Origin of the sequence: Stieleria sedimenti, from assembly GCF_025060895.1 — a bacterium.
GTDB lineage: Bacteria > Planctomycetota > Planctomycetia > Pirellulales > Pirellulaceae > Stieleria > Stieleria sedimenti.
The window spans coordinates 1-24,375 of the sequence record NZ_JANZKV010000194.1 but is presented as its reverse complement, the minus strand read 5'-3'; the positions used below and the strand labels follow the sequence as shown (position 1 = coordinate 24,375).

Genomic DNA, 24,375 nt, shown 5'->3' with positions numbered 1-24,375 from the left:
CGCACCAAAGAGCAGCCAAACATGCCACGTAACCTTTCGCTTTGGCTTCTGATCGGTTCGCTCGCTCTGTTCGGGTTACTGTTCTTACATGTCATCAAGCCGTTTATCGTGGCGATCTTCGTGGCCTTGGTACTGACGGTATTGTTTGCGCCGTTGCACCGCTGGTTGACCGAACGGTTTGCCGGTCACGGGCGAATTGCCGCTGGTGCGACCACATTGCTGGTGGTGCTCGCGGTGCTGCTACCCATCTGCGTCACACTTCTAATGGCCGGCACCCAGGTCATGAAGATCGGGGCTGATGTCGCCGGGCGATTCGAAGCCACCTCTTCCAACGGAATCGAGGAGACGGTGGAGATCATCGAAGCGACACAAATCGGCGACGCGATCGAACATCTCAACGCGCGTTTACCTGAAGAGCATCGGCAACAGTTAAGGAGAACGGTTTTGAAGATCACCGACGGCGTGACGGTGGAATTGTACGACAAGACGCGTGGTTTACTCTCCGACTTTTTCACGTTCGCCGTCAGTCTGGCAATCATGACCCTCGCCCTTTACTATTTCCTCGCCGACCGCGATGTTTTTCTGCGGGAACTGCATCGCATGATGCCGTTGAAAAACCAGGAAGAACAACGCCTGACCGAGCGGTTTCAGTCGGTCTGTCGAGGAGTCGTGTTGGGGACCGTGGTGGCCGGCCTGGCGCAAGCCGCTCTTTCCGGCGTTGCATTCGCCGTTTTGGGGATCCCGAACGTTTGGTTGCTGATCGTGTTGACGATGTTCTCTTCGTTCATCCCGTTACTCGGATCCGCGGCCGTCTGGGGTGGCGTGGCGGCGTGGCTGCTTTTCCAAGGACATTTTGTGTCCGGAATCGGACTGGCCGTTTACGGCGCGGTGATTGTCGCGTCATCGGACAATCTGGTTCGTGCCTATGTGATCGGCAATCAAGCAAAGCTGCATCCGCTGGTCGCTTTGGTGACCGTGCTGGGAGCGCTCAAGTTGATGGGGTTGTGGGGCATCTTCGTCGGCCCCATGGTTGCTGCGTTTTTCTACGCCCTGCTGAACATCGCCCGGGATCGTCTTGCCAACCAACGACAGCTGGCTGCATGACCGCGGGCTACAGGTACGACGGTGCCCCGGCGTTCGCAGTGCCCCGGCGTTCGCAGTGGCATGTTGTTTGCAGCGTCGGAGAGACGAACGTTTATGATCCAAGCGGAGTAATTCATGTCTGTAACACGTCCTGCCGTCCTTGTCACAGGAAGCTCGGGTCTGATGGGGCAACCGGTTTGCCGCACGCTGGCCGATCGGGGCTATGAAGTATTTGGGTTCGATCGAGTCGGATTGCCTGAACCTCCAAAAAGCCATGCCAACGTCCACGACATCGAGTGCGATCTGACCAGCTACGAGAATGTCCGTGGCGCGGTCGCGGATGTTCGACGACGCACCGATGGCAAACTCGCCAGCGTCGTTCACCTGGCGGCGTATTATGATTTCTCAGGAGAAGACAGTGAAACGTACGACGAAGTCACGGTCAACGGGACCGATCGGCTACTCAACGCACTGGACGAGTTCGAGCTGGAACAGTTCATTTTCAGCAGTACGATGCTGGTGCACGAGCCTTGTGAACCGGGCCAGCACATCGCCGAAGAGGATCCGCTGTTGGCGAAGTGGCCTTATCCCGAGAGCAAAATTCGAACCGAACGGCTGATCCGTGAGGGCCACCCAGGGGTGCGATCGGTCTTCTTGCGGATCGCCGGCGTCTACACCGACTACGGGCGTCAACCGACCATCGTGCAGCAGATCAAACGCATCTACGAAAACGATTTTCAAAGCTACTTCTTTCCCGGCGATACCGAGACCGGGCAATCGGCGGTTCACCTTGACGATGCGGTCGATGCGGTCGTGGCCACTGTCGAGCGTCGTGACCAGATCGAAGCCAAGACGGCCATTTTGATCGGCGAGCCGGATCCTCTCTCCTACGAAACGCTTCAAGATGAAATCGGGCGTCTGATTCATGGCAAGGAGTGGACGACGCTGTGCGTTCCGAAACCGCTCGCGAAAGTCGGTGCGTCGGTCACCGACACACTGTCCGATGGCGAAGCGTTCATCAAACCCTTCATGGTCAACATGGCCGATGACCATTACGCGCTCGATCTGTCGCGGGCGAAAGAGCTACTCGGCTGGGAACCCGAGCATCGACTGATCGATCGCCTACCGACGATTATCGACGACTTGAAACAGGATCCCGATCATTGGTATCGCAAGAACGGCCTGAACCGATAACACCGATGTCGCACGCAACACTACCGGTCGACGACTTGCACCGCAACGTCCCGCCCTATGACCACAACCCCTCGGCGTGGTCACAGCGAATCCCGATATGCATTCTGGCGTTCGTCGCCGCGGCCATCTCTACGCACCTGTCTCTGTACCAATGGGGGCTGATCGAAACCGCCTGGGATCCTTTCTTCGGCAGCGGCACGGCCGATGTCCTGAAGTCTAAAACCGCTACGCAGATGTACGCCATGCTTGGCATTCACGATGCCGCGCTCGGAGTGCTGGCATACCTGGGGGACGCCATTTTGGGGTTTGCCGGATCCGCGCGCCGGTGGCAGTACCGTCCCTGGTTGGTGATCCTATTCGGGATTGACGTGATTCCGCTGGGCATTGTCAGTGTCGTGCTGGTCTTGATCCAGGCTTTCATCGTCGGATCATGGTGCTTTCTATGCCTGGTGACGGCGGTGATCTCTTTGATCCTCGTTTATTGGGCGTGGGATGAAGTCCGGGCGTCCTTGACGTACCTGTGGATTGTTTGGAAACAGAATCATGATTCGCGACTGTTATGGGATGCATTTTGGGGGAATCGCTGCGAAGCGATCGATCGCGCGGCGGAAACCTTATTGTCGCGGGGGACTGCGTGATGTGGGGACGCGTCGTTGAGATCATGACCGCGGTCTGGCTGGCGATTAGCCCGTTTGTCTTTCGGGTGCAAGGCAGCGAATCCTTTGTACTGATCGATTCGTTGGTTGCGTTGCTGGTTGCGATACTGGCGGGGTTGTCGTACTGGCATCCGACCCGGCATGCGCACTTGCTGAACCTGGTCGTCGCGAGCGGGCTGACGTTGTGGGGTCGTTTTGCAGAGATTCCCCCACCACCGATTCACCAAAATCACATCGTCGTCGGTCTCTTTCTACTGATGATCGCGATCATCCCGAACGACGCATCACGCCCGCCCCTCGCCTGGCGCTCATCTGCTGGATCGCATTAATCGTTCAGCCGCTCGCCAGATGTTCGTCGGTTTGATTGGGCGGCGCAAGTCGTACCAATTGAATCTCGGAAACTCTTACTTTCGCCGTCTCCAAATAAACGCCCATTTTTCCCTTGTCAAAACTCTGGTCCGCCAACGACAAAACAACCCGACCATTGACCGACACTTCGATGTAGCTTCCGAAGACGATCAATCGCACGGAAATGGCGGTGCGATCCTCGCTGTACCAAAAACCTGATTGCAACGGACAAAACTGCATCATCTGTTCGCCACTGCCGTCTTCACCGGTTCCCCAAGCCCGCAGCTGGGCGACACCCTTGAGGAGATCCAGCGAGAGGTAGTACCCATCGCGCGTTTCGGGATCAATGCGAAAGACCAGGCCGCACTTGCCGAGCCCCTGCATGTCCAACTTGGCTTGAAATCGGAAGTGATCCAAGTGGTCATCGAACACGAAGGCTTGAAACCCACTTTCACACGCCAGGTCCAAATGCCCACCTTCGACGCGACACTCTCGCATCTGCGGCCCGACGTCATCGATCAGGCTGTGGATACACTTCGCATCCAATGGTTCCCGCAAGTATTGGTCGATGCCTTCGAACGTCACCGCCCGCAGCAATCCATGTTCGTTCTTGACCAGACGTTTGGGCGGCGGCATCAAGTTTTCCGCCGTTCGGTCCTCCCGATTCATCGAATAGAAATTCCACAGCAACCATCCTTGATCGTCACGGCAGACCCGCCCCGCGTAGTTGCCTTGGGGCAGCAACACGTTGTCGTGATAGCTTTGCCACCGGTGTCCAATCTCGTCGGTGTGCCAGTAACGAATTTTTGCGTCTTCGCGAATGCTGCCGATCAAGTAATGGTCGTCGTCGACGACGATCAGATTCGGCACTTCGATATCATCATACAATCGCGGGTGATGCAGCGGCGGGTGTGCAACGAAATGGTTGGGTTCGACTTCCTTCATCAATGCGACACAACCGCGGCGGACGACCGGCCCCGTGTTGACGCGTCCGGCCGCCAGCAGCCAGCCATCGTTCCCGTCATGATGGTAAAACGGATCGCGAAAGCTGACCCAGTGCCGGCCCTCAGTGAGCGACGCTTCGTAATACTCCGGATCCGGCGCCAAGGGAAAACAACTCGCTTGATCAAACATCGCATGTCGGGCATCCGCGGACGTCGCTCGACTCTGCTGCAGCGCACGCTTGACACGCTCTGGGTCCCTCGGTCCGCGGTGATCTTCCCACCGGACCGGGACCTTTTGCCAATGAAACAGATCATCGCTGACCGCCATCCCCAACCGTTGAAAGTTGCCTTGATCGCGCCGCGACAGACCGGTGTAGAACATCCGCCAGCGCCCGGAATGATGGGGATCGGGCGAAACATGCATCGTCCACAGCATCAAGTCGTCCCAACTGCCGGGATCGCCGATGAACAGCGCGTTGTTGACTCGCCGCCAATTCAACGCGTCGGTGCTGACGGCGTGGGCGATAAAGTCGTGGTTGGGCAGAACCAGGTGAAACAAGTGGTACAGGCCGTCGTGAAACAAGACGTCCACGTCGCCGATCGTTTTTCTGCTGCCGTCAGTTTCTGCAAACATGGTCAACAATGTACACCAAGTCGGCCGCGACGCCCCACCCCAATTGCTTTGAAGTCGACTCGACTCCGCAACCACGAAATCGCAGCTCGCGTCTCGGCCTGCTCGAAAACCCGTCGCGCCGGCCAGTGAGCAACCGGCGATCGAGCCACGAGTCCCGCGTCTGCTGGCACGCTCGGGGAAAACCGCGTTTGGTATGGAAACTGCTTCGTTTGACTGCGGATTGCATCGAACAGCTTAGGGAGGTTGATTCCAACCCGTTTTTGACAATGACCACTCAAGAGAATGAAACGCGAGCGTGATTAGCAAGTCAACGACATCTGAATCCGCATGGGCTTGCTACGGTGTCCACTTGCTGACCGCGTCGGGGATCATCCCGGCAGGGCTGGCGATGGCTGAAATCATTTCTCCTGTTTGCGATCCGAGAATCGTTTTCGTCTACTTGTTATTGACCAATGTGATCGACGCGATCGACGGTCCCTTGGCGCGGCGTTTCGAAGTCAAAACGCGAGCCCCGGCGTTCGACGGGCGGACGATTGATGACCTGTTGGACTACCTGACCTTCGCGTTCATTCCACTGATGTTGATCTGGCGGATGGATTGGCTGCCGCAGGGATGGGGCTGGACGGTCACCTTGGCGATGGGCAGCAGCTTGCTCGGTTTTTCTCATCGCCACGCCAAAGACGAGGACGGCGGCTTTTTTCGAGGGTTTCCATCCTACTGGAACATCTTCGCGTTCTACGCGGGAATCCTCTTCGTCTGGGGCGGCGGCTGGGCGGTGGCCCTGATGATGTGGGCTCTTAGCATCATGACCCTCAGCCCGCTGCGATTCATCTATCCCAACTTGGCTCCAAGGCGTTTGCGCAGAATTCTGCTCGGCGGTGCAGCGGGTTGGGTCGCCGTGATGATCCTGATGCTGTACCCGTATCCCCACCCGCCCGGATGGCTCACCCTGGTCTCATTGGCTTACCCCCTGTTCTACGTCGCCGCATCTTGGCGACTGGCCGCAAGCCGCGACAAGCTAGCGTGATTGAGAAGGTCGTTTGCTAGCCGAGTTCGACGGGCTCGACATGGGACTGGAACTGCCTGCCGACAAACATCTGGATCGGCGCCGGTTCGACACAAAACCGGATCGGTTTTGCGTCCACAATTTCACCGTCGAAGGTGAAACGCATCGACGGATCTGATCGCAGTTCCAGACGCTTGGCCTGACGATAAATCACCTGATCACACTGCGCGAATGACCCGATCAGGTTACGTGTCACGATCTCCGCCATGTCCGCAACCGTACCATCTTTGATCAAAATGATATCGAGCAACCCGTCGGTCGGTGACGCCCAGGGAGCCACTTCGATACGTCCTGCGTTGGTACGTCCGTTGGCAACCAGAATTGCCCAGCTGTCAAGTTCTAACTGCTCACCGTCGATGTCGACCTGAATCCGGTAGCTGATCATGTCCGGCAAAACGGACACGGCCCCCCGAATGTAGCTCATCGCCCCCCAGCGTTGTTTGATTTCGTCGGTCATCAGTTCCGATACTCTCACGCAATTGCCGCCGGCTGCAACGTTTGCGAAGTACTGCTGAAAACCATGGGCGTGCACTTGGACGATATCGATGCTTCGCGGACCGCTTTCGCGCATTTGCTGCACGGCTTCGGCGACGTCATCTGAAATCGCGAGCGTCCCGGCAAAGTCGTTGGCCGTTCCCAACGGAACAATAGACAGGCTGGGACGCACCGATGCATCGACTTCCATCAAAGCGTTCACGACCGCATTGACAGTACCGTCGCCGCCGGCAGCGACGACCGTACGGCAACGAGAACCGATGATCGCGTTGGGTAGATCAACGTCGCGACAGATTTTTGTCCATCGCGTTGCAAAACACGACAGCAATTGCCGTAGCTGATCGATTTGAGCCGCCTTCCCAGACCCATCGTTCCAGATGACGTGGTAGTCCAGCTCCAGCAAAGCCGCTCCAGGCCACTCGTCGTGGAGCAGATGGTTTGTGATGGCTGCCATCCGCTGTTCAATCCTCCGAACGATCCGACGATTGCTCGGAATTGGCCGCCTCGCGGCTCCGCTGGAGGCGTTTGGCTGTTTCTTCACGATACCTTTCGATTGAAGCAGAGCCGTCGTCTCCGATCAGCGGAGGGCCTGCCACAATCGGGTGCGTGACACCATGAACCGTTTGGATATTGCTGCTATTGGTCATTGTCGTAGTCGTAGAATCGATGCTGAAGGGTGGTGAAAAGTGTGTTGAAACGATACATGTGCAGATGCCGTGCCGTTTCGACAACTGGTGCGACGATCCAGTCCGTCGCTCAGCGATGGACGGAGAATGAATCGCGAACGTGTTCTAGTCGGCGGAATGACAGAACGATTGAAAAAGACAGCGACGTGTCCGATCCGGTCAGACCGACCTGGATGGAGGAAGCGGGACGCGACTTGACCGCACTTGGCGGAATAGCGTCCATGTTGATCGCCGTTGCATCAGCAGCCGGGTTCCTGGCGATCAACCGCGCTTGTCGGAGCATGGTCGCCTTGGTGTTGTCGACGTTGAGCGGAATGGGCGTGAGCTTACAGATAAACCTTACAGACCAAACAGAACGCCCGCCACGAGCGGCCAGCCCCATGGCGGGCGAGCCTGTCTCGGAAACGGTGAAGGAAACGATTGCGAAGTGAACCTGTTGCTGAACGCTTTGTTGAACAATGCTGGCATGGAATTTGCCCGCTCAACAGCGATCCGCATCACTGAAAACTGAAACAAGGGGCTCTGCACCGGCGCCTCGACGATCGCCTCGACGATGAATTTTCTCAAGCAAACCTTCGACGAATTCCTCAAAGACCGTTGCACTACCATGGCAGCGGCATTGGCCTACTACACCGCCTTTGCGCTGCCGCCGTTGCTGTTCCTGTTGTTGACCGTGCTGACGTTCGGATTGTCGCTTGCTTATGAATCTGGAAATGCCAAACAGCGGGCACAGGCGGTGTTAGAAGATCAAGCCACGGAAATGCTCGGCAACGAATCGGCAGCGGAGGGTATCACCAAGATCCTGCGAAACAACCGTGAATCCGGCGGCACATGGTGGAAGTCTTTGATCAGTTTTGCCGGCATCATCGTCGGGGCAACGGGAGTCGTCGGTGCGTTGCAAGATTCACTGAATCGAGTCTGGCAGGTGAAACCTGACCCGGACACTTCCAGCATTGTGACGATTTTGATCAAACGAATCATCTCATTGGCAATGATTCTTGCGCTCGGATTTCTTTTACTGGTTTCCATTGTCGTTTCCTCGGTGCTCTCGACCGCGGGACAGCAACTGGGTTCGATCCTGGGTGTCGACGGCGGAGTGGCTGCGATCATCAACTACCTGGTCCAGGCCGCGGTGGTCTTTATCGTGTTTGCGGCAATCTTCAAGTTCATGCCCGATGCGGTGGTGCAGTGGCGCAATGTGTTTGCCGGTGCAGCGATCACGACGGCGCTGTTTCTGGCGGGCCGCTATGCGATGCAGGTCTATTTCTCTTACAGCGAACCGGGGGCGGAGTTGGGGGCGGCAGCGGCATCACTCGCGGTGATCCTGGTCTGGGTTTATTACTCGTCAATGATCGTTCTACTGGGCGCCGAGGCCACTCAGGTCTATGCCGTCCGGTTTGGGAACGGTATTCAGCCGGAGAGCAACGCGGTACGAGTGGTTGAAGAGATCCGGCGTCCGGAAGCGGGCTAGCAACCCAATGGGTCTTCGGCCGACGACTCGGTCACATTCATTGTCGGCTGATTGCGTCACGGTTTTTGGCGCGCGTCTTGCAACACTTCTTCATGACAGCGTCACTCGGGCGCGCGGCGGTCGTTTCGACGAACGCCGATTCAGCGACTCCATCAAAAGGTAGACAAGCATGAACATGAACATGAACATGAATACGAACACGCCGCGAAACGATTCCGACGACTCGCGTGCCCGACGACGATGGGTGCTCGCCGCTGCTCTGAGCGCGATGATCCCCATCGCTGGTCAAATTCCGACCATCCAGGCCGATGAACCATTCGGGCATCACACCCGGTACTATGAAGACGATGCGTGGTGGGACGTCAGCGAATGGTTTGACGGAAACGATTACAACCCGACTGATGAGGCGATCGGACGCTGGGATGACGAGCTGTACGACACGCCGGATGCATTGACCAGCACGGACCGTGACAACGATCTCGCCTCAAACCATTCAAGTTTCGGTTTCTTTGGCGACAACGACGACGACGATTGGTTCTTCGACTACTACGACAGCGGCTACTCAGACTACGGCGATTACGACAACGACGGTTATTATGACTACTTCGCCACTTACTACGATTACGATGCCGATGGCGTGATGGACTCGGTCGCCGAATACGCTGATAAAGACCGCGACGGTGTCTACGAGTTCCACAATTTCGTCGCATTCTCGAACTCCGATTCCGAACAGGATCGAGAGAGCGAGATGAGATCGCGGAACGACCAAAAGACGAAAAGTTCACGTGTCGTGGAGCGGCAAGGCGTCATCCAATCCATCAAAAAGGTCAAGACGCCTCGGGGGACGAACCTCGTCGCAGCGATCGGCGAGAGCAATCAGGGTGGCAACCTGCTGGTTGACCTGGGGCCGGCCGATCAGTTTGACGCGAAAGTGAAACAGGGCGAGGAGATTGAAGTCAAAGGCGCCATGTTCAAGGTCGGCGACAAATCCATTCTCATGGCCAGCACGGCGACCCGCGAGGGTCAGCAACAGACGATCGACCGCAGCGGCCGAGAATTCACCGGGACGGTCGATGACATGATGACGGCGAAGATTCGTGGCAAGACGCACCAGCTTGCGAAACTGAAAACCGACCAAGGCAAGAAACTGCTCGTCGACTTGGGTCCCAAAGATCGATTGAAAATGGACGTGAAATCCGGCAGCGAGGTGACCGTCACCGGGCCGGCGATCAAGGTGAAGGATCGGTCGGTGCTTATCGCCCGACAAATGACCATCGGCAACGACACCGTGCAAGTCGAGCGCATGGCATTGAATCAGTAACCTGGATCGATGACGACCGATCACTGATCCGCCAACTATACCTTCCAAGCGTCAAACCAAGAGAAACCCAACCATGTCCCAGAATTGCCTCATCGCCGAATTTAATAGCGAACGAGACTTCCGAACCGCAATCGAAGTTCTCGACAAGGCTCATTTCACAGCAGACGAAGTTTCAATCGTCAAGCATGCCGACGACGAGGGTTTGTCCGAGCTTAATGCGGCCGAAGACACGACGCCGGCATCGCCGTCGAGTGAAACAACGGCAACAGGGGCGACCCTGGCAGGCGGTACACTTGGCGCCGCGCTTGGCTCGATGACGTTGATGGGTCCACTGATTGTGGCCGGACCCATTTTTGGGATCGCGGCCGGGGCCGTCGGCGGTGGGCTGCTCGGCGCGGTCGAAAGCTGGGGCGTTGACGATCGAGTCGCCGAGAGCTACCAGACCAAGGTTCGCAACGGGGCGCGACTGTTGATCGTTACGGGTGACGACATCCGATTGGCTGACGCCGAAAGCATGTTAAAAACCACTGGACCGACATCCTTAGAAACCTTTCAACGGTGATGGGTCGTGCGGGCGCTCTGACGGCGCGTCACCTGACGTCGCCTCACGTACGACCCTGAGCATCTTTCTTGCGTCGATGGGTTTGGAGAGATAGTCGTTGCAGCCCGCCTCCAAGCATCGGTTCATGTCACCTTGCATGGCATCGGCCGTCAAAGCGATGATCGGACCACGGTACCCGATTTCGCGCAGTTTTTTGGAGGTCGAGTAGCCGTCTAAATTGGGCATCTGCATGTCGAGCAAGATTAGATCGGGACAGTCGCCGGTCTTCAAGCACGCGGTGAGATGCTCGACCGCGAGCAACCCGTCCTCGCACTCATCCACCGTCGCGCCGGCATTGGTGAGGATGTGCTTGCTCAGATAGCGGATGTCTTGGCGGTCATCGACGACGAGCACATGGCAGGAAAGTTTGCCTGGCTCTGAACCCTCAAGCATCGATTCGGAACCGCCGGCTGGACGAGGTTCGACGTAGCGAATCAGATCCGATGGAGAGACGTCGCCGGTTGCGATTCGCAGCGTGAAGGTACTGCCGACACCTTCGGTACTGCTGGCGGTGATCGTGCCACCGAGCATCTCGGCCAGCCGCTGACTGATGGCAAGGCCCAGGCCGGTGCCCCCGAAGTGACGTGTGACGCTGGCATCGCCCTGTGAAAACGGTTTGAACAGTTGCGACATTTGCTCATCTGAAATGCCGATTCCCGTATCGATCACGTCGAACTGCATTTGCTGCGATGAAAGATCGAACCGAATGCGAACGTTGACTCGGCCATGCGTGGTAAACTTGATCGCGTTGCCGACGAGATTGATAAGAATCTGTTTGAGCCGTTTTGCATCCGATCGGATCACTTTGGGCAGTTTGCCGTCATACTCGATTCCCAACATTAGGCCGCCCTCTTTCGCGCGGACTTCCATAATGCTTCTGACATCTTCGATCAATCGGCCGGGTTCGAAAGCGTCTTGCTGGACCTCCAGTTTCCCGGCTTCAATTTTGGAGAGGTCCAGGATGTCGTTGATGATTTCCAGCAGGTAATCTCCGTTGCGTCGAATGGTCTGCAAGTATTGCAGTGACTCCTCCTGATCGACCAGCTCTTTCAACAATTCGGCATACCCCAAGATGGCGGTCATCGGCGTACGGATCTCGTGCGACATATTCGCCAGGAACTCACTTTTTGACGCACTGGCTTGATGGGCTCGGCGTTCACTCTCGCGGAGTGCCTCGGCCTGCAAGTGCTCCTCGGTCGAATCCCAGTTGACGCCGTACATCTGGATCGTTTTCCCCTGGTCACGAACGACTTCGCCGAGTCCGTTTATCCAGCGAACTTCCCCGTCGGGGCGAACGATGCGGAACTCGCTGTCGTAGGTTTCCGAGCCCTGGATCGACTTTTGCCAGGCCAGTTTGAGCGATTCGACGTCGTCGGGATGCACCAGGGAGAAGAACAGATCGGGACATGCTTCTTGGTCCGCTTCGATGCCGAGCAGCTCGTACAACTCCGGCGTCCAGATGCTTTTCGTCGGCGTCCATTCCCACGCCGCCATCCCGCCGGCACGCAACGCCATCTCCATCCGGCGAGTCACCGACCGTTGTTCTTTCTCGATCTTGACGCGTTCGCGAATGTCGACACCGGATGGAACCAGAAATTCGACATTTCCGTCGGCGTCAAAGGTCGGCGCGATCATGAAATCGATCATCACTCCGTCGTCGCCGTGAGCGAACAGTGACACGTCATACCGGACGACTTCCCCGGCAAAGGCCCGGGCCATGGCCTCTCGCGTCTGTTCAACCACTGCCGGGTCGTAGTTCCACCAGGGTGCTTCGGCAAAGGGCTTGCCGATCACATCCTCTCGTCGAGCCCGAGCGATTTCCAACGAGCCGTCATCAATTTCTCGCAACAGTCCCCCGCGGTCGATCACACCGACCAAGCCCAATTGGTTGTTGATGACGCGACGGAGGTGCGCTTCGCGGTCGGCAAGGTCCAGTTCGCGACGCTTTCGCTCGGTGATATCGACGACGACACCAAAAAAATCCTCAGCGACGCCATCTGGTGACATGCGGACGCGGCCCCGTGCGCGAAGGTGACGCACCTCCCCGCTGGGCCAACGGATAGGATACTCCTCGTCATAGATTTCACCCGTGGCAATCGCGCGTTGGATCGACGATGTGATGTGCTCTCGAGCGGATGGATCGATACGTGCGAGGAACTCATCGAGCGTGGGCGTCTCGTTTTCGTCGAAACCGAACAGCCGGTTCAGGATCGGATTGCTGATCGGATCTCCGGAGCGCATGCTCCAACTCCAGGGAGCGACGTCAGCGATTTCCAACGACAACTCGAGCCGATCCTTGGCATCGGCCAGTGCGGTTTCGGCGTCACGACGTTCGGTGATATCAACAAACGTGACGACACAGCCTACCAATTGCCCATCTCGAATCTGCGGATGCGACCAATACTCCACATCAAACGACGATCCATCGGCGCGCCAGAAGCGTTCGTCATCGACGTGCACCCGTTTACCGCTGCGAAAGGCCCGCGAGATTTGGCATTCCTCGACAGGGTACGTTGAACCATCGCGACGCGAGTGGTGGATCATTTCGTGCATGGACTGCCCGAGAAACTCATCCGCGCTTTGATAGCCGAGCAACTTGGCACAGGCGGCGTTCGCAAACGTGCACCTGCCATCGAGATCGATGCCATAGATGCCTTCAGCGGTGGAGCTCATCAGCGATGCCAAAACGGCCTCACGCTCGACAAGCTCGGAGACATCGACGAAAGTCACGACGATGCCATCGGTTTCACCGGGGTGGGATCGGTACGGCGAAATGCGACGAATGTAGGATTTCCCGGACTCGGCAACGATCGTGTCTTCAATGACACCGGTTGAGTCAACGGTTGCCATGGCGGGTAGCGGCGGCATGTCGCGGACACGGGGGACAAAATGCTCCAGCGGTCTGCCGACGTCCGTGGGGATCAATGAGTAGATTTCCGCAATCGCCGGGGTGAAGCTTCGAATCCGTCGATCGCTATCGAGAAACACGGTTGCGATCTGGGTGCTTCGCAACAGGTTCTCCAGGTCGGCGTGGGCGCGTGCCACGGCCTCACTACCGGCTCGGATCTCCTCCTTGGACGTTTCCAACTCCTCGTTGGCCGATTGAAGCTCTTCATTCATCGACAACAGTTCTTCGTTGGACGATTTCAGCTCTTCGTTGGCCGCCTCCATATCTTGGAGCGTCCGTTCCAGATCGCTTCGGGTCGATTCGAGTTCACGTTCCAATTGGGCGATGATGGTATCGGCGTCTTGATCGCCGGTGGAGATGGCGTCCGCTGGCTGATCGAATTCTTCACGCCGCATCGGTTCGCCGACGTCGTGAAACACGACCATGAACAACTCGTCGTCTTCTCCCAACTGGGGCATCGGTTGCACGGTCAACATGACCCGTTGCATCAGATCATCATCACGGATCGAAAGATTGTCGTGCGTTACACGTCGACGCAACTTCTTCGCCTCGTTGAGGGCGGCTCGCAATCCGATCCTCAAACTGGGCATGGCCATTTTGATGATGTTGTTGTGAAAATCTCCGCCGGAGACTTCCAGATACTTCGAGATGCCGTCGGAGGCGTTCAAGACGGTTCCGGCCTGGTCGATCACGACGGCCTTGGGCGTGAACTCGTCCAGCAAGATGCGTTGGCGGATGACGTTCAAATCGATCGTCGTATCGGATTGTGTTTCACCGCCGTAAACCGGCTTGACCTCCCCGTGGCGTGTCACCAGCGCACTGATCGATCCCGTCGCAGTGCCTTTGCGTTGTGAGATGCGGCACTTGGTGTCGAACGGCTTGAAGAGTTCGCCGTGAGTCGAAACAGTTTCGCTGGGGCCGAGAAAGAGGAATCCCGCCGGTCGCGTGGCGTAGTGAAACAGCGGAATCAATTTCTCTTGTAAATGTTCGCCCAAGTAGATGAGCAAATTGCGACACGAAATCAGGTCCTGTCGCGAGAACGGTGGGTCACTGATCAGATTGTGCTTGGAAAAGAGCACGAGTTCGCGGATCTCTTGAGTGACTTGGTATCGCTTGCCGCGTTTGATGAAAAACCGTTTCAAACGCGCCGTGCTGACGTGATCTTCAATTCCGGTCGGATACGATCCCGCCCGTGCGATCTGCAACGCCCGATCGTCGATATCGGTCGCAAAAATCCTGATTTCTGGTGGATTCTCCATTTCGTCGACCTGCTCGCGACAGAGAATGGCCAACGAATAGGCTTCTTCACCGGTACTGCATCCGGCGACCCAGATGCGGACGACGTCATCGGGACTTCTGCCCTCGAAGATTTTCGGCAGGACCGTCGTGGCAATCGCGTTGAACGCTTCGGGGTCTCGAAAAAACGCGGTCACGCCGATCAATAGTTCGCGAAAGAGCGCGCGGGTTTCCTCGTCACTCTTTTGCACGTGGAACAGGTATTCACCGGCCGTTGCAATCTTCAAAACGTGCATCCGTCGCAGGATACGACGCATCAGCATGGAGATTTTGTAATGCTGAAAATTATGACCGGTGGCTTCCAAAAGGTGCTCTGCGATCCGCGGAACCGCCTCGGCGATTTGGTTTTGGACGCGACCGACAGATTCCTTGTCGCCGTATTGAGACAGATGAGCCGTGTACCGCCTCACTTCTGCCGCCATCTCACTCGGACGACACACGTGATCGGCCACCCCCATCGAGGCGGCGTTGCGCGGCATGCTGTCGTATTTTGCCGACGTGGTGTCCTGAGCAAAGGTCAGCCCTCCGCCGTCACCGATCGCCTTCAGCCCGACGCTTCCGTCGCTCCCGGTTCCCGACAGAACGATCCCGATGGCTCGCTCGGCTTGATCCTGGGCTAACGAATGAAAAAAGTGGTCCACCGACGTGAGCGGACTTTTATCGCTGTCGGGTTTATCGCTGTCGGGGACGACCGGCACCATGCCGCCGTGCGTGACGTCCAGAAAGCGTTTCGCGGGGGCGACATAAACGCAGCCGGGGCGGAGTTTCGTCCGTTCGGTGACTTCGACCAACGGCATCTCCGTCGCCGCAGCCAACAATTCACGGAGCAACGTTTCGCTGGCCGCATCATGATGCAAGACGAGAACGATCGCCAGATCCTCGCACCTGCCGAGATGCTTCAGGAACTCGCAAACCGCTTCCAGCCCACCTGCCGACGCACCGATACCGACGACAAGTGGTGTTTTGTTCGCTTTCGTCGACTGGCTAGTCATGATCGGTTTCCAAACCGCCGGCAACACTGGCCCGGGTTGTCACGTTGCCGCCAGCGAATCGCTCTCCAAACACTTTGACAGTGCCCCGAATGACCTTCATCGGCGATCCTCCAAACTGACAATAACCACACGGCGTTCAATTGGAAGCGACTCAAGCGGTTTGGTCAATCTGGAAACACGCAATCAGCCCGGCCTGACGCTGAGAATGTTTTTACAGTTGGTTTTGACAGAGTCCGTCCGTCGCTCGGGTGTCATGCGTTAGAGTGGTAGAAAACCTGTTCTGGCCCGGCGTGCTGCTTCGATTGGCGGCCGGGCGCCTGCTACTGTGGAGTATCGACAGATGGCTCGAATCGGCTCGGACCTGTTGCGTGGGGTGTGCTTGGTCTCACTCATTTGGGCTGGCGTCGGAAATGTCCACGCCGCCGACCCCGCCAATCCGGTTGACTCGGGCGAACGCCCCTCCATCACCGGCGTGGTCCGCATTCCGACGGAAATTCATGACGCGATGCAATCGCGACGGTATCAGGACGCCGTCAAGGCGATCGAGTCGGAATTGCAGAACGACGCGGTCACCGCGCCGGACTACTTGCTTTATCTGAAAGCGCTCGCGCTGTCGCACGCCGACCAACGGGACGATGCCGTCGCGGCCTATCGGGAACTGGAAAACCGGTTCCCAAAAAGCGAATGGGTCAGCCGTTCCAGGTTCGGGCGGGCGGCCGTCGCGGTCATGAATCGTCAGTACAACCTTGCCGGCGAGATCTACCAGCGCGAAGCCGAACGATTGCTCTCGCGCGGAAGAAAAGACGAACTCGCAAAAATCTATCTGGAGTTTGCCGACCGGTTCTTCGAGGGTTTGCCCGCCAATGATCCCTCTCGCGTTAAACAACCCGATTACAAACAGGCGTTGGAATATTACCGCGAGGCCAACAAGCTTGGGCCGACCGTTCACCGCCGGCAGGAAATTGAATTTCGCGTGGCGCGTTGTATCGAAGAGCTCAATCAACTCGATCAGGCCACCAACGCCTACCAAGACTTCCTCGCCCAGCACGGCGCTACGAATCCGATGTCCGGGGTGTCCGCGTCCATCGAACTGCAGTCCGACGCGATGTATCGGCTCGGGTTGGTCCAGCTCGAAAACAAGCAACCTTCCGCCGCGCGTCGGACCTGGCAAGACTTTCTTTCCAAACACGAACCACCGCTCGACCAAAGCGACGCCTTGGCCGACCGGCTGGCCAATGCGACTTACCGACTGGCCCACACGTACGGGCTGCCGAACCCGGCAACCGACGGAGACCTCGAACTCGGCGTCACACTGGCGGAACGGTTTCTCAAAACTTACCCCGACCACAAACTCGCTCCCAAGGCCGAGTTGGAGATCGCCCAAGGCTACCAATCGCGGCGACGCAACGTCCAAGCGATCGACCGGCTGGAAAGCTTGATCGCCAATCCGGACTACCGTGGATCCGACCAGCTGGCGATCGCACGACGCATGTTGGGGCAGTCGTATTTCGCCCAGAACGAGTTTGACAAAGCGATTGACGCGTGGAAGGAATTTCTGGAAAAACATCCGACCGATTCACAGTGGCCCGACGTTCAACAAAAGATCATCGGGGCGGAATTCGCCGCCGCCCAATACGCACTCCACGAAAAAGAATTTGCCAAGGCCAGGGCGCTCTGGCAAACATTCCTCAACAAGTATCCGCTGGACCCACGGGCGCCGAGCATCCTGTTGCAATTTGGCGAAATGAACAAACGCGATGCACTGGATCGACATCAACAGCGTGTCGACGCGGCGATCAAAAAGGGCCACTCCGGGGCCGAGATTCGACTCAACCAAACCTGCCGAGAACTGCTGGAAGACGCGATCGCAGATTGGCAGCGTCTGGTCGAAAAATACCCCGACACCCACCAGGCCTCACTGGCGTCGTTGCGGATCGGGATCACGTTGGAAGAACAACTCGAGCGCCGCAAGGAAGCTCTCGAGTCGTACAAACAGGTCAAGGGAGCCAGTGAAGGCGCCGCCAAGCAGCGGATCGCACGGTTGACCCGCCCAGAGTTGCAAGTGATGACGAAACGCAAATTCCGCAGCGACGAACAGGCCGGGATTCTGCTCACGACGCGAAACCTGGCACAGGTTTCTGTGGCCGTCTACAAGATTGACATGACGGATTACTTTCGCAAGATGCACCTGGCCACCGGCGTCGAAAAGCTGGACATCGCTTTGATCGACCCCGACCATCAATTTGAACACACGGTCGATGATTACGAACCCTTCAAGCGGATCGATCAGGAGGTCACGATCCCGATCGATGGGCCGGGCGTCACCGCGGTCACCGTCAGCAGTGACAAGATGGAAGCAACGACCATGGTCGTTGTCAGTGATTTGGACATTCTGGTCAAATCGTCTCGCAACGAATTGTTCTTGTTCGCGCAAAACATGCGAACCGGAAAGCCGGCCGAGGGAGTCAGTGTGCTGGTCAGCGACGGGGCGTCGGTCTTCGAGGAATTGGTGACCGATGCAGAAGGAATCGTGCGATCGCAGTCGGAGCGTTTGCGTGACATCAAAGACTTGCGTGTGTTTGCCGTCCACGAAGGCCAGATCGCATCGACGGTGACCAATCTGAACGGACTGGACTTCGCCGTCGGCTTGGTGCCCACGGGGTACCTGTTTACCGATCGCCCCGTCTATCGACCGGGGGAATTGGTCAACATCAAAGGCATCGTCCGGTGGGTCGATCAAGACCGATTCACGTTTCGAGAAGGCGAGACATTCTCATTGGACGTTTACGATACCCGCGGCCGAAAACTAAAAACGGAAACGGTGACGCTCAACGCCTTCGGTTCGCTTCACACCAACATGGTGCTGCCGCCCAGCGCGGTGCCCGGACGCTGCCGGATCCATCTCCATCGACGCTCGACACCGAATCAACCGGAGCTGTCCTTCGAATCGCAGTTCGAAGTCAAACAATTCAAGCTGGAACCGGTGCAACTGACGATCCAGACCGACCAAGACGTCTACTTTCGTGGCGACGAAATCACCGCCACCGTTGCGCTAAAATATTATTACGGCGCACCGCTGCCGGCTGAAGAAATCAGCTACTCGATCGGCGGTGAAAGCGAACGCCAGACGGCGAAAACCGACGCGGACGGGAAAGTCGAACTCAAATTTCCGACCCGCCGGTTCAGCGAATCGCAAGCGATCGCCGTCGATGTCGCTTGCCCCCAACGGAACGTCAGTCAATCTCAGACGGTCTTTCTCGCCACACGCGGATTCAACGTCAACGTCACCACAGGGCGATCGGTCTACATCGCCGGTGAAACCTTTGATGTCAATATCAAACTGGTCGATCCCGCAGGCAAACCGGTCGGCACGGCGGTCCAGTTGGAGGTGTTCGAAGTCACAGGGGCAGATCGCACGAACCAGACGGGTAACCAAGTGACCGCGCGACGGAATCGGAGCGGTCGAACGGGAGAGCGGCGGGTTGAAGCCTTCAACCTGACGACCGATCCCGAAGACGGGCAAGCCAGCGAGACGGTCCAGATCGAACGCAGCGGTACCTACATCGTGCGGGCGACGGGCGACGACCGATTTGGAAATTCCGTCAGCGGACAGGCACGGTTGCAGATCTCAGGCGACGACGACACCACGCGGCTGCGGATTTTGGCCGACCAGCACAACTATCGCGTCGGCGACAACGCCAACGTGCGGCTGCACTGGCGGGATGCTCCGGCGCTGGCATTGATCACCTTCGATGGAGCGTCGGTGCTGGGCCACCGATTGGTGCAACTGAAACAGGGCGAAAACGAAATCGACCTTCCGATCGATGCGGATCTGGCGCCGAACTTCTATCTGTCCGCCAGCGTGATGCAGCGCAGCAAGTTGCATCATGCCATCAGCGGTTTCGTCGTCACCAAACGATTGCAGGTCAAACTGACGCCGTCGACGACGAATCTCCAACCGACCGACCGCGTCAAGGTGGGCATCGAAGTGACCGATTCGAGTGGCCGTCCGGTGGCCGCGGAACTGGCGATGTCGCTGGTTCAGTCGAGTTTGCTCGACCGATTTGGCTCCGCCGGCCAGGAGATCATGACGGCGTTCACCAGCGGGCTTCGCCAACGACGGATGCGGCAAACCTCCAGTTGCGAATTCCGCTACGCCACGCAAACACGCTCGATCAACGAAGCCCTACTCGTCGAATCGGAACGGCGATCACGGCGATTGGCCGAGGCAGACGCGATCGTAGACCTGTTCGCGGACAACGACGTCTCCTTGGAATTCGCGGAGATCGCAGGCGACGTCATCACCCAGGAGGAGCCGTTCGACCGAAATCAATCCGTCGACTTCGGAGATGCCGGAGGCGTAACGTCTTGGCAATCTCTCGACGCCAACTTCGAAGTCGACGTCGACAGCGACGGCGCGGTGCAGCTGATGCGCGAGCAAATCGTGATGCAGCAACAATCGATGCGCGGGACCACCGCGACGCCGCGGGCGATGTCGCTGTATGCCCAAATGGGACGTTCATCAGGGCAACGCGGCGTTCAAGCGGGCCAACTGGGCGATGAACCATGGACTAAGGATTCATCGTTCTGGGGTGCAAATGCCCCCGCATCGATGAGCAAACTCGGACGAGTCGACAGCAAGAGTTTGCAGCGCCGCGACGTCACCATCAACGGTCTAACCCTGGACGGAAAACTGATGGTGGTCAACGGAATGAGTGATGACGAAGTCAACCAATTGAACCAACTCACCGGCGTCCGAATGTTTGGCCAAGCGATCAGTGGCGAGACCGGTTTTTGGGACCCCGTCATCGTGACCGACCAGGACGGCAAGGCCGAGATCGAAATCACCATGCCGGCCGTTTCAACGGCCTGGAAACTGAGTGCGAGTGCAATCAGCACGGACACGCTTGCCGGTTCGGAGTCGGTCGAGCTGACCACGCGAAAAACGTTGTTCGGACAACTCCGCGTTCCGCAAGCGTTTACGGTCGGCGACAAGGCGGACGTTCGCGTCGAAGTCCACAACTCGCTGGAAGGTCCGCGGACGATCAACGTCGCACTCAAAGCAACGATGGGAAGCCAGTCGCTGGAACAGAACAAGACCCTCGAAGTCAAGGACGCCGGGATCGAAACCCTGACGTTTCCCGTCGAGATGGTTGAGTCGGACCGAGTGCAGTTTGAATTGACAATCGGAAGTGAAGGCGAAGCAGGGGACACCTACGTTTCCACGGCGGAGGTGCTGCCGTATGGATTCCCGGTCTATCAAACGGCAAGCGGCGTGGCTTCCCAAAACACGCTGGCGTTGATTCAACTGGAGCCGAATCAAAAAACGCGCGGTCAGTCGCTGGAATTGATGATCGGCGGTGACCGACAGCAGTCTTTGCTGGACAGCCTGTTGCGTGGCGAAACGTTTTTGCCGCAGCGTTGTGTGCCGACCAGTTTGCTGGCTCGCAGCATGTCGGATTGTCTCGGCGGCGTTGCGGTGTTGAACCATCTCCGACGATCCGCACAGCCGGATTCACCCGAGGGCACACAGGTCAGCGGCATCGTCGCCGGCGCGGTCAGTCATCTGATCGCGTCGCAGCGGGACGATGGCGGTTGGAGTTTGGCGGGTCATTCGGCCGGCCCGGCTGATCCGATCAGCACCGCACGGGCGATGTGGGCGATGGTCCATGCGCGACGCGCGGGATTCGCGGTGCCGGAGCGGCAATTTGAATTGGGGGTCGCGTCGCTGAAAAAGGCGTTTGCCGGAGAAACCGACTTGAATCGTCAAGCGGTGCTGTTGGCGGCGCTGGCCGAGTGTGGGGCCGGCGATTTTGCGTTGGCCAATCGGTTGTATCGAGAACGCAATCGACTGGACGATTACGGTCTGGTGCAATTGATGTTGGCTCTGACGGCGCTTCGGCACAACGAGATGGCGGCCGAACTGCTTCCCCTTGTCAATCTCGACGCGGCCGGCGGGCGACCGAGTGTGGGCCGGACGTCGCTGGAAATCGCCGCGCTCGAGTTGATCGCGTTGCAACGGATGGACCTGCGACCGGAGCTGAGGGTGAAACTTGCCGAGCGCCTGTTGGCTGCACGAGCTGGTTCACGCTGGCCGGTGGAATCGGACAACGGTCCCGCAATCGCGGCGCTGGCGGCGCATTTCGGCCAAAGCCCACCGAAGCGGGAGCGGGTTGCGGTGACGATCTACGTCAACGGTGAACCGCTAGAGCCGTTGACGCTGGATCCGGGTGCGGAAAGTCGCCGCATCCGCGTGCCGGATGAGATGCTCGTTGACGGCCAGCAACGGATCGAGTTTGAGTTGGAAGGTCGCGGCGAATTCTCCTACAGCGCCGTCCTGACAGGTTTTTCAGATGCCGACTCGATCAGCAGCACCACGACGGACTGGTCGATCGGGCGACGTTACGAACCCGATCAATTGCGCGTCGACGGCCGGCCGATTCCCCGCGGATACCGCGTGATCGATGGCAGCCACTCCTGGGCGCCGAACAAGTTAAGCGAGCTTCCCGTTGGATCGCGTGCCCTGGTCACGCTGACACCACGGGTGCGTTACCAGAATTCACGCCCGCTGCGGACGTACTTGATGTTGATCGAGCCGATCCCGGCGGGTTGCACGATCTTGGAGGAAACGATCAGCGGCGTGTTTGATCGCTACGACATCACCCCCGGTGCGATCACGTTTTACATCGGCGATTCGAAGACTCCCGGCGACATTCGCTACTCGTTGGCGGGGTACCTGCCCGGCAACTTTCGGACCGCTCCCGCCGTGTTGAAAAGTTACTATTCACCCTCGGAGATCGCCGTCACCAAGCCGCAATCGCTTCGCGTGCTGCCACTCGGCGAGACATCCGCTGACGAATACAAGCTAACCCCCGACGAGTTGTTCGAACTCGGCAAAGTCCACTTCGACAAAGGTGAATTTCAAAAGGCATACGATTCACTTCATCAGTTGCACGAGAACTGGCAGCTTCGCACGGAGTCCTCTAAAGAAACGGTGTCGCTACTGTTTCGCGCCTCGATGAACCTGGGCAACCATGCGGAGATCGTCAGATTCTTTGAAATCATCAAGGAACGTTTCCCCGAAGTCGAGTTGTCGTTTGAGGAAATTCTGACGGTCGCGAAGTCGTATCGAGAGATCGCCGAATACGAACGCAGCTACTTGGTCTATCGCACGACTGTTCAAGCGAGTTTCGAGAAAGAGAATCAGGTCGCCGGCTTTTTGAATGCGCGTGGCGAGTTTCTGAGAAGTGTCCAAGCGATGGAGTCATTACTGCGTGATTACCCCGCTGAATCTTACGTCGCCACCGCGAGCTATGCGCTCTCCCAGGAGGTCTATCGGCGTGCCGAGACGGTCGCCGAGGATGAGAAGTTGATGGAGTCGGGGATCACGCGTGTCGATTTGATCGACAGTTCGATTCGCATGCTGGACGACTTTGTCACCAACTGGCCCGAAGACCCGTCCGGCGATCAAGCCAGTTTTGCGCTGGCGACGGCATTGATCGATCTGGAGCAGTACACACTGGCGATTCGGCGTGGTCAGCAATACGCTCAGCGCTACCCCGACAGCCGCTTGCTGGATTCGTTCTGGTACATGATCGGATTCTGCTACTTTGAACTTCAGGATCACGAGCAGGCGCTTCGGATGTGCCAAAAGGTTGCCGAGGCAACATTTACGGATCCCCAAACGGGTGCGTCGCGTCAAGCGGATAACAAGTGGGAAGCCGTCTACATCATGGGACAAATCCATCACAGCCTCGGTCAGGCGGCCAAGGCGATCGATGAGTACGCCAAAGTAAGCGACCGGTTCAAGGACGCCGCCGAAGCGATCGAGTTCTTCAGCCGTAAATCCGTATCCTTGCCCGATGTGACGACGCTGCTGGCCAAGGACGAGAGTGAAGTGTTGCTGCAGCACCGAAACGTCTCGTCGGTGTTGATCAAGGTGTATCGCATCGACTTGATGAAATTCGGATTGACGCAGCGGAATCTGGACAAGATCACCGCGATCAACCTGGCGGGAATCAAACCGTATCATCAAGAGACGGTCGAATTGGGCGACGGAAAAGATTACCGAGACCGCGAAACGAAGATCGCATTGCCGCTCAATGAACAAGGCGCGTATTTAGTCGTCGGACGATCCGACAATCTCTACACGTCGGGATTGATGGTCGTCAGCCCACTGGCTTTGACGGTGGAAGAAGATTCGGTGTCGGGTCGGGTTCGCGTCAGTGTCAAAGATCAAACCGAGGATGCGTTTGTCGGCGATGTGCACGTCAAAGTGATCGGGTCGGCCAATGACCAATTTGTCTCCGGGCAAACCGATCTACGCGGGTTGTTCGTCGCCGACGGGATTGAAGGGACCAGCACGGTGATCGCGGTCGGTCAAGACGACCAGTATGCGTTTCACCGCGGAGCGGTCTTTTTGCAACAGGCTCGTGGAGAAGAGCTGAACCGACAACCGGCTCAGGCCAACGACCCGTTCGCGGCCCCCGCCGATGCTCTCCCCCAACAACCCGCCGCGGGGCAAAGCGTGAAAGGCGGAAAGGCGTTGCTGAACAATCTGTTCAATCAGAACGGCGTCTTTCAACAGGAGCAGAAGATGAACTATGAGGGGTTGATGAACAATCGTCGGGAAGGTGTGCAATCCAAAGAAGCCTATTAATCATGCGCTGGTGTGCAGGCT

12 protein-coding genes are annotated in these 24,375 nt (G+C 57.6%); 9 read left to right on the top strand and 3 right to left on the bottom strand.

The window, feature by feature from the left end:
• The first annotated feature begins 21 nt into the window (after positions 1-21).
• From NZK35_RS24185 to NZK35_RS24170, 4 genes are all read left to right on the top strand, one after another.
• A complete protein-coding gene (locus NZK35_RS24185; RefSeq protein ID WP_259635097.1) occupies positions 22-1,104 on the top strand; it encodes an AI-2E family transporter in 1,083 nt (360 codons plus the stop codon).
• 114 nt (positions 1,105-1,218) lie between these two features.
• Positions 1,219-2,277, top strand: coding sequence for an NAD-dependent epimerase/dehydratase family protein (locus NZK35_RS24180; RefSeq protein ID WP_259635096.1), 1,059 nt, complete (start codon positions 1,219-1,221; stop codon positions 2,275-2,277).
• Positions 2,278-2,282: 5 nt separating this feature from the next.
• Positions 2,283-2,915 carry a vitamin K epoxide reductase family protein gene (locus tag NZK35_RS24175; RefSeq protein ID WP_259635095.1) on the top strand — a complete coding sequence of 211 codons (633 nt, stop codon included), beginning with the start codon at positions 2,283-2,285 and terminating at the stop codon, positions 2,913-2,915.
• Positions 2,915-3,262 (top strand): SPW repeat domain-containing protein, encoded by a 348-nt coding sequence (locus tag NZK35_RS24170; protein ID WP_323379662.1) that lies wholly within the window; start codon positions 2,915-2,917, stop codon positions 3,260-3,262. Before NZK35_RS24175 ends, NZK35_RS24170 begins: the two co-directional genes overlap by 1 nt.
• Before the next feature lie 4 nt (positions 3,263-3,266).
• Here the strand turns inward: NZK35_RS24170 and NZK35_RS24165 are convergent, their stop codons facing one another.
• Complete coding sequence (locus NZK35_RS24165) at positions 3,267-4,859, bottom strand: glycoside hydrolase family protein (RefSeq protein ID WP_259635093.1); 1,593 nt, start codon at positions 4,857-4,859, stop codon at positions 3,267-3,269.
• Positions 4,860-5,247: 388 nt separating this feature from the next.
• Here NZK35_RS24165 and NZK35_RS24160 point away from each other — a divergent pair, with 388 nt between their 5' ends.
• Positions 5,248-5,886 (top strand): CDP-alcohol phosphatidyltransferase family protein, encoded by a 639-nt coding sequence (locus NZK35_RS24160; RefSeq protein WP_259635113.1) that lies wholly within the window; start codon positions 5,248-5,250, stop codon positions 5,884-5,886.
• Positions 5,887-5,902: 16 nt separating this feature from the next.
• Here the strand turns inward: NZK35_RS24160 and NZK35_RS24155 are convergent, their stop codons facing one another.
• Positions 5,903-6,874 (bottom strand): diacylglycerol/lipid kinase family protein, encoded by a 972-nt coding sequence (locus tag NZK35_RS24155; RefSeq protein WP_259635092.1) that lies wholly within the window; start codon positions 6,872-6,874, stop codon positions 5,903-5,905.
• Positions 6,875-7,659: 785 nt separating this feature from the next.
• On the opposite strand from NZK35_RS24155, the gene NZK35_RS24150 reads away from it, so the two are divergent.
• The 3 genes from NZK35_RS24150 to NZK35_RS24140 all read left to right on the top strand — a co-directional run bounded on the left by NZK35_RS24150 (position 7,660) and on the right by NZK35_RS24140 (position 10,460).
• Positions 7,660-8,577 carry a YihY/virulence factor BrkB family protein gene (locus tag NZK35_RS24150; protein ID WP_259635091.1) on the top strand — a complete coding sequence of 306 codons (918 nt, stop codon included), beginning with the start codon at positions 7,660-7,662 and terminating at the stop codon, positions 8,575-8,577.
• A gap of 187 nt (positions 8,578-8,764) precedes the next feature.
• Complete coding sequence (locus tag NZK35_RS24145; protein WP_259635090.1) at positions 8,765-9,898, top strand: hypothetical protein; 1,134 nt, start codon at positions 8,765-8,767, stop codon at positions 9,896-9,898.
• Between the two features lie 73 nt (positions 9,899-9,971).
• Positions 9,972-10,460: a DUF1269 domain-containing protein gene (locus tag NZK35_RS24140; RefSeq protein ID WP_259635089.1), complete on the top strand. Its 489-nt coding sequence runs from the start codon at positions 9,972-9,974 to the stop codon at positions 10,458-10,460.
• Here the strand turns inward: NZK35_RS24140 and NZK35_RS24135 are convergent.
• Entirely contained in the window at positions 10,440-15,695 is a 5,256-nt protein-coding gene (locus tag NZK35_RS24135) for a CheR family methyltransferase (RefSeq protein WP_259635088.1), read from the bottom strand. The two genes, NZK35_RS24140 and NZK35_RS24135, sit on opposite strands and share 21 nt — an antisense overlap.
• Positions 15,696-16,035: 340 nt before the next feature.
• Here NZK35_RS24135 and NZK35_RS24130 point away from each other — a divergent pair, with 340 nt between their 5' ends.
• Complete coding sequence (locus tag NZK35_RS24130; protein ID WP_259635087.1) at positions 16,036-24,354, top strand: tetratricopeptide repeat protein; 8,319 nt, start codon at positions 16,036-16,038, stop codon at positions 24,352-24,354.
• Positions 24,355-24,375: the final 21 nt, after the last annotated feature.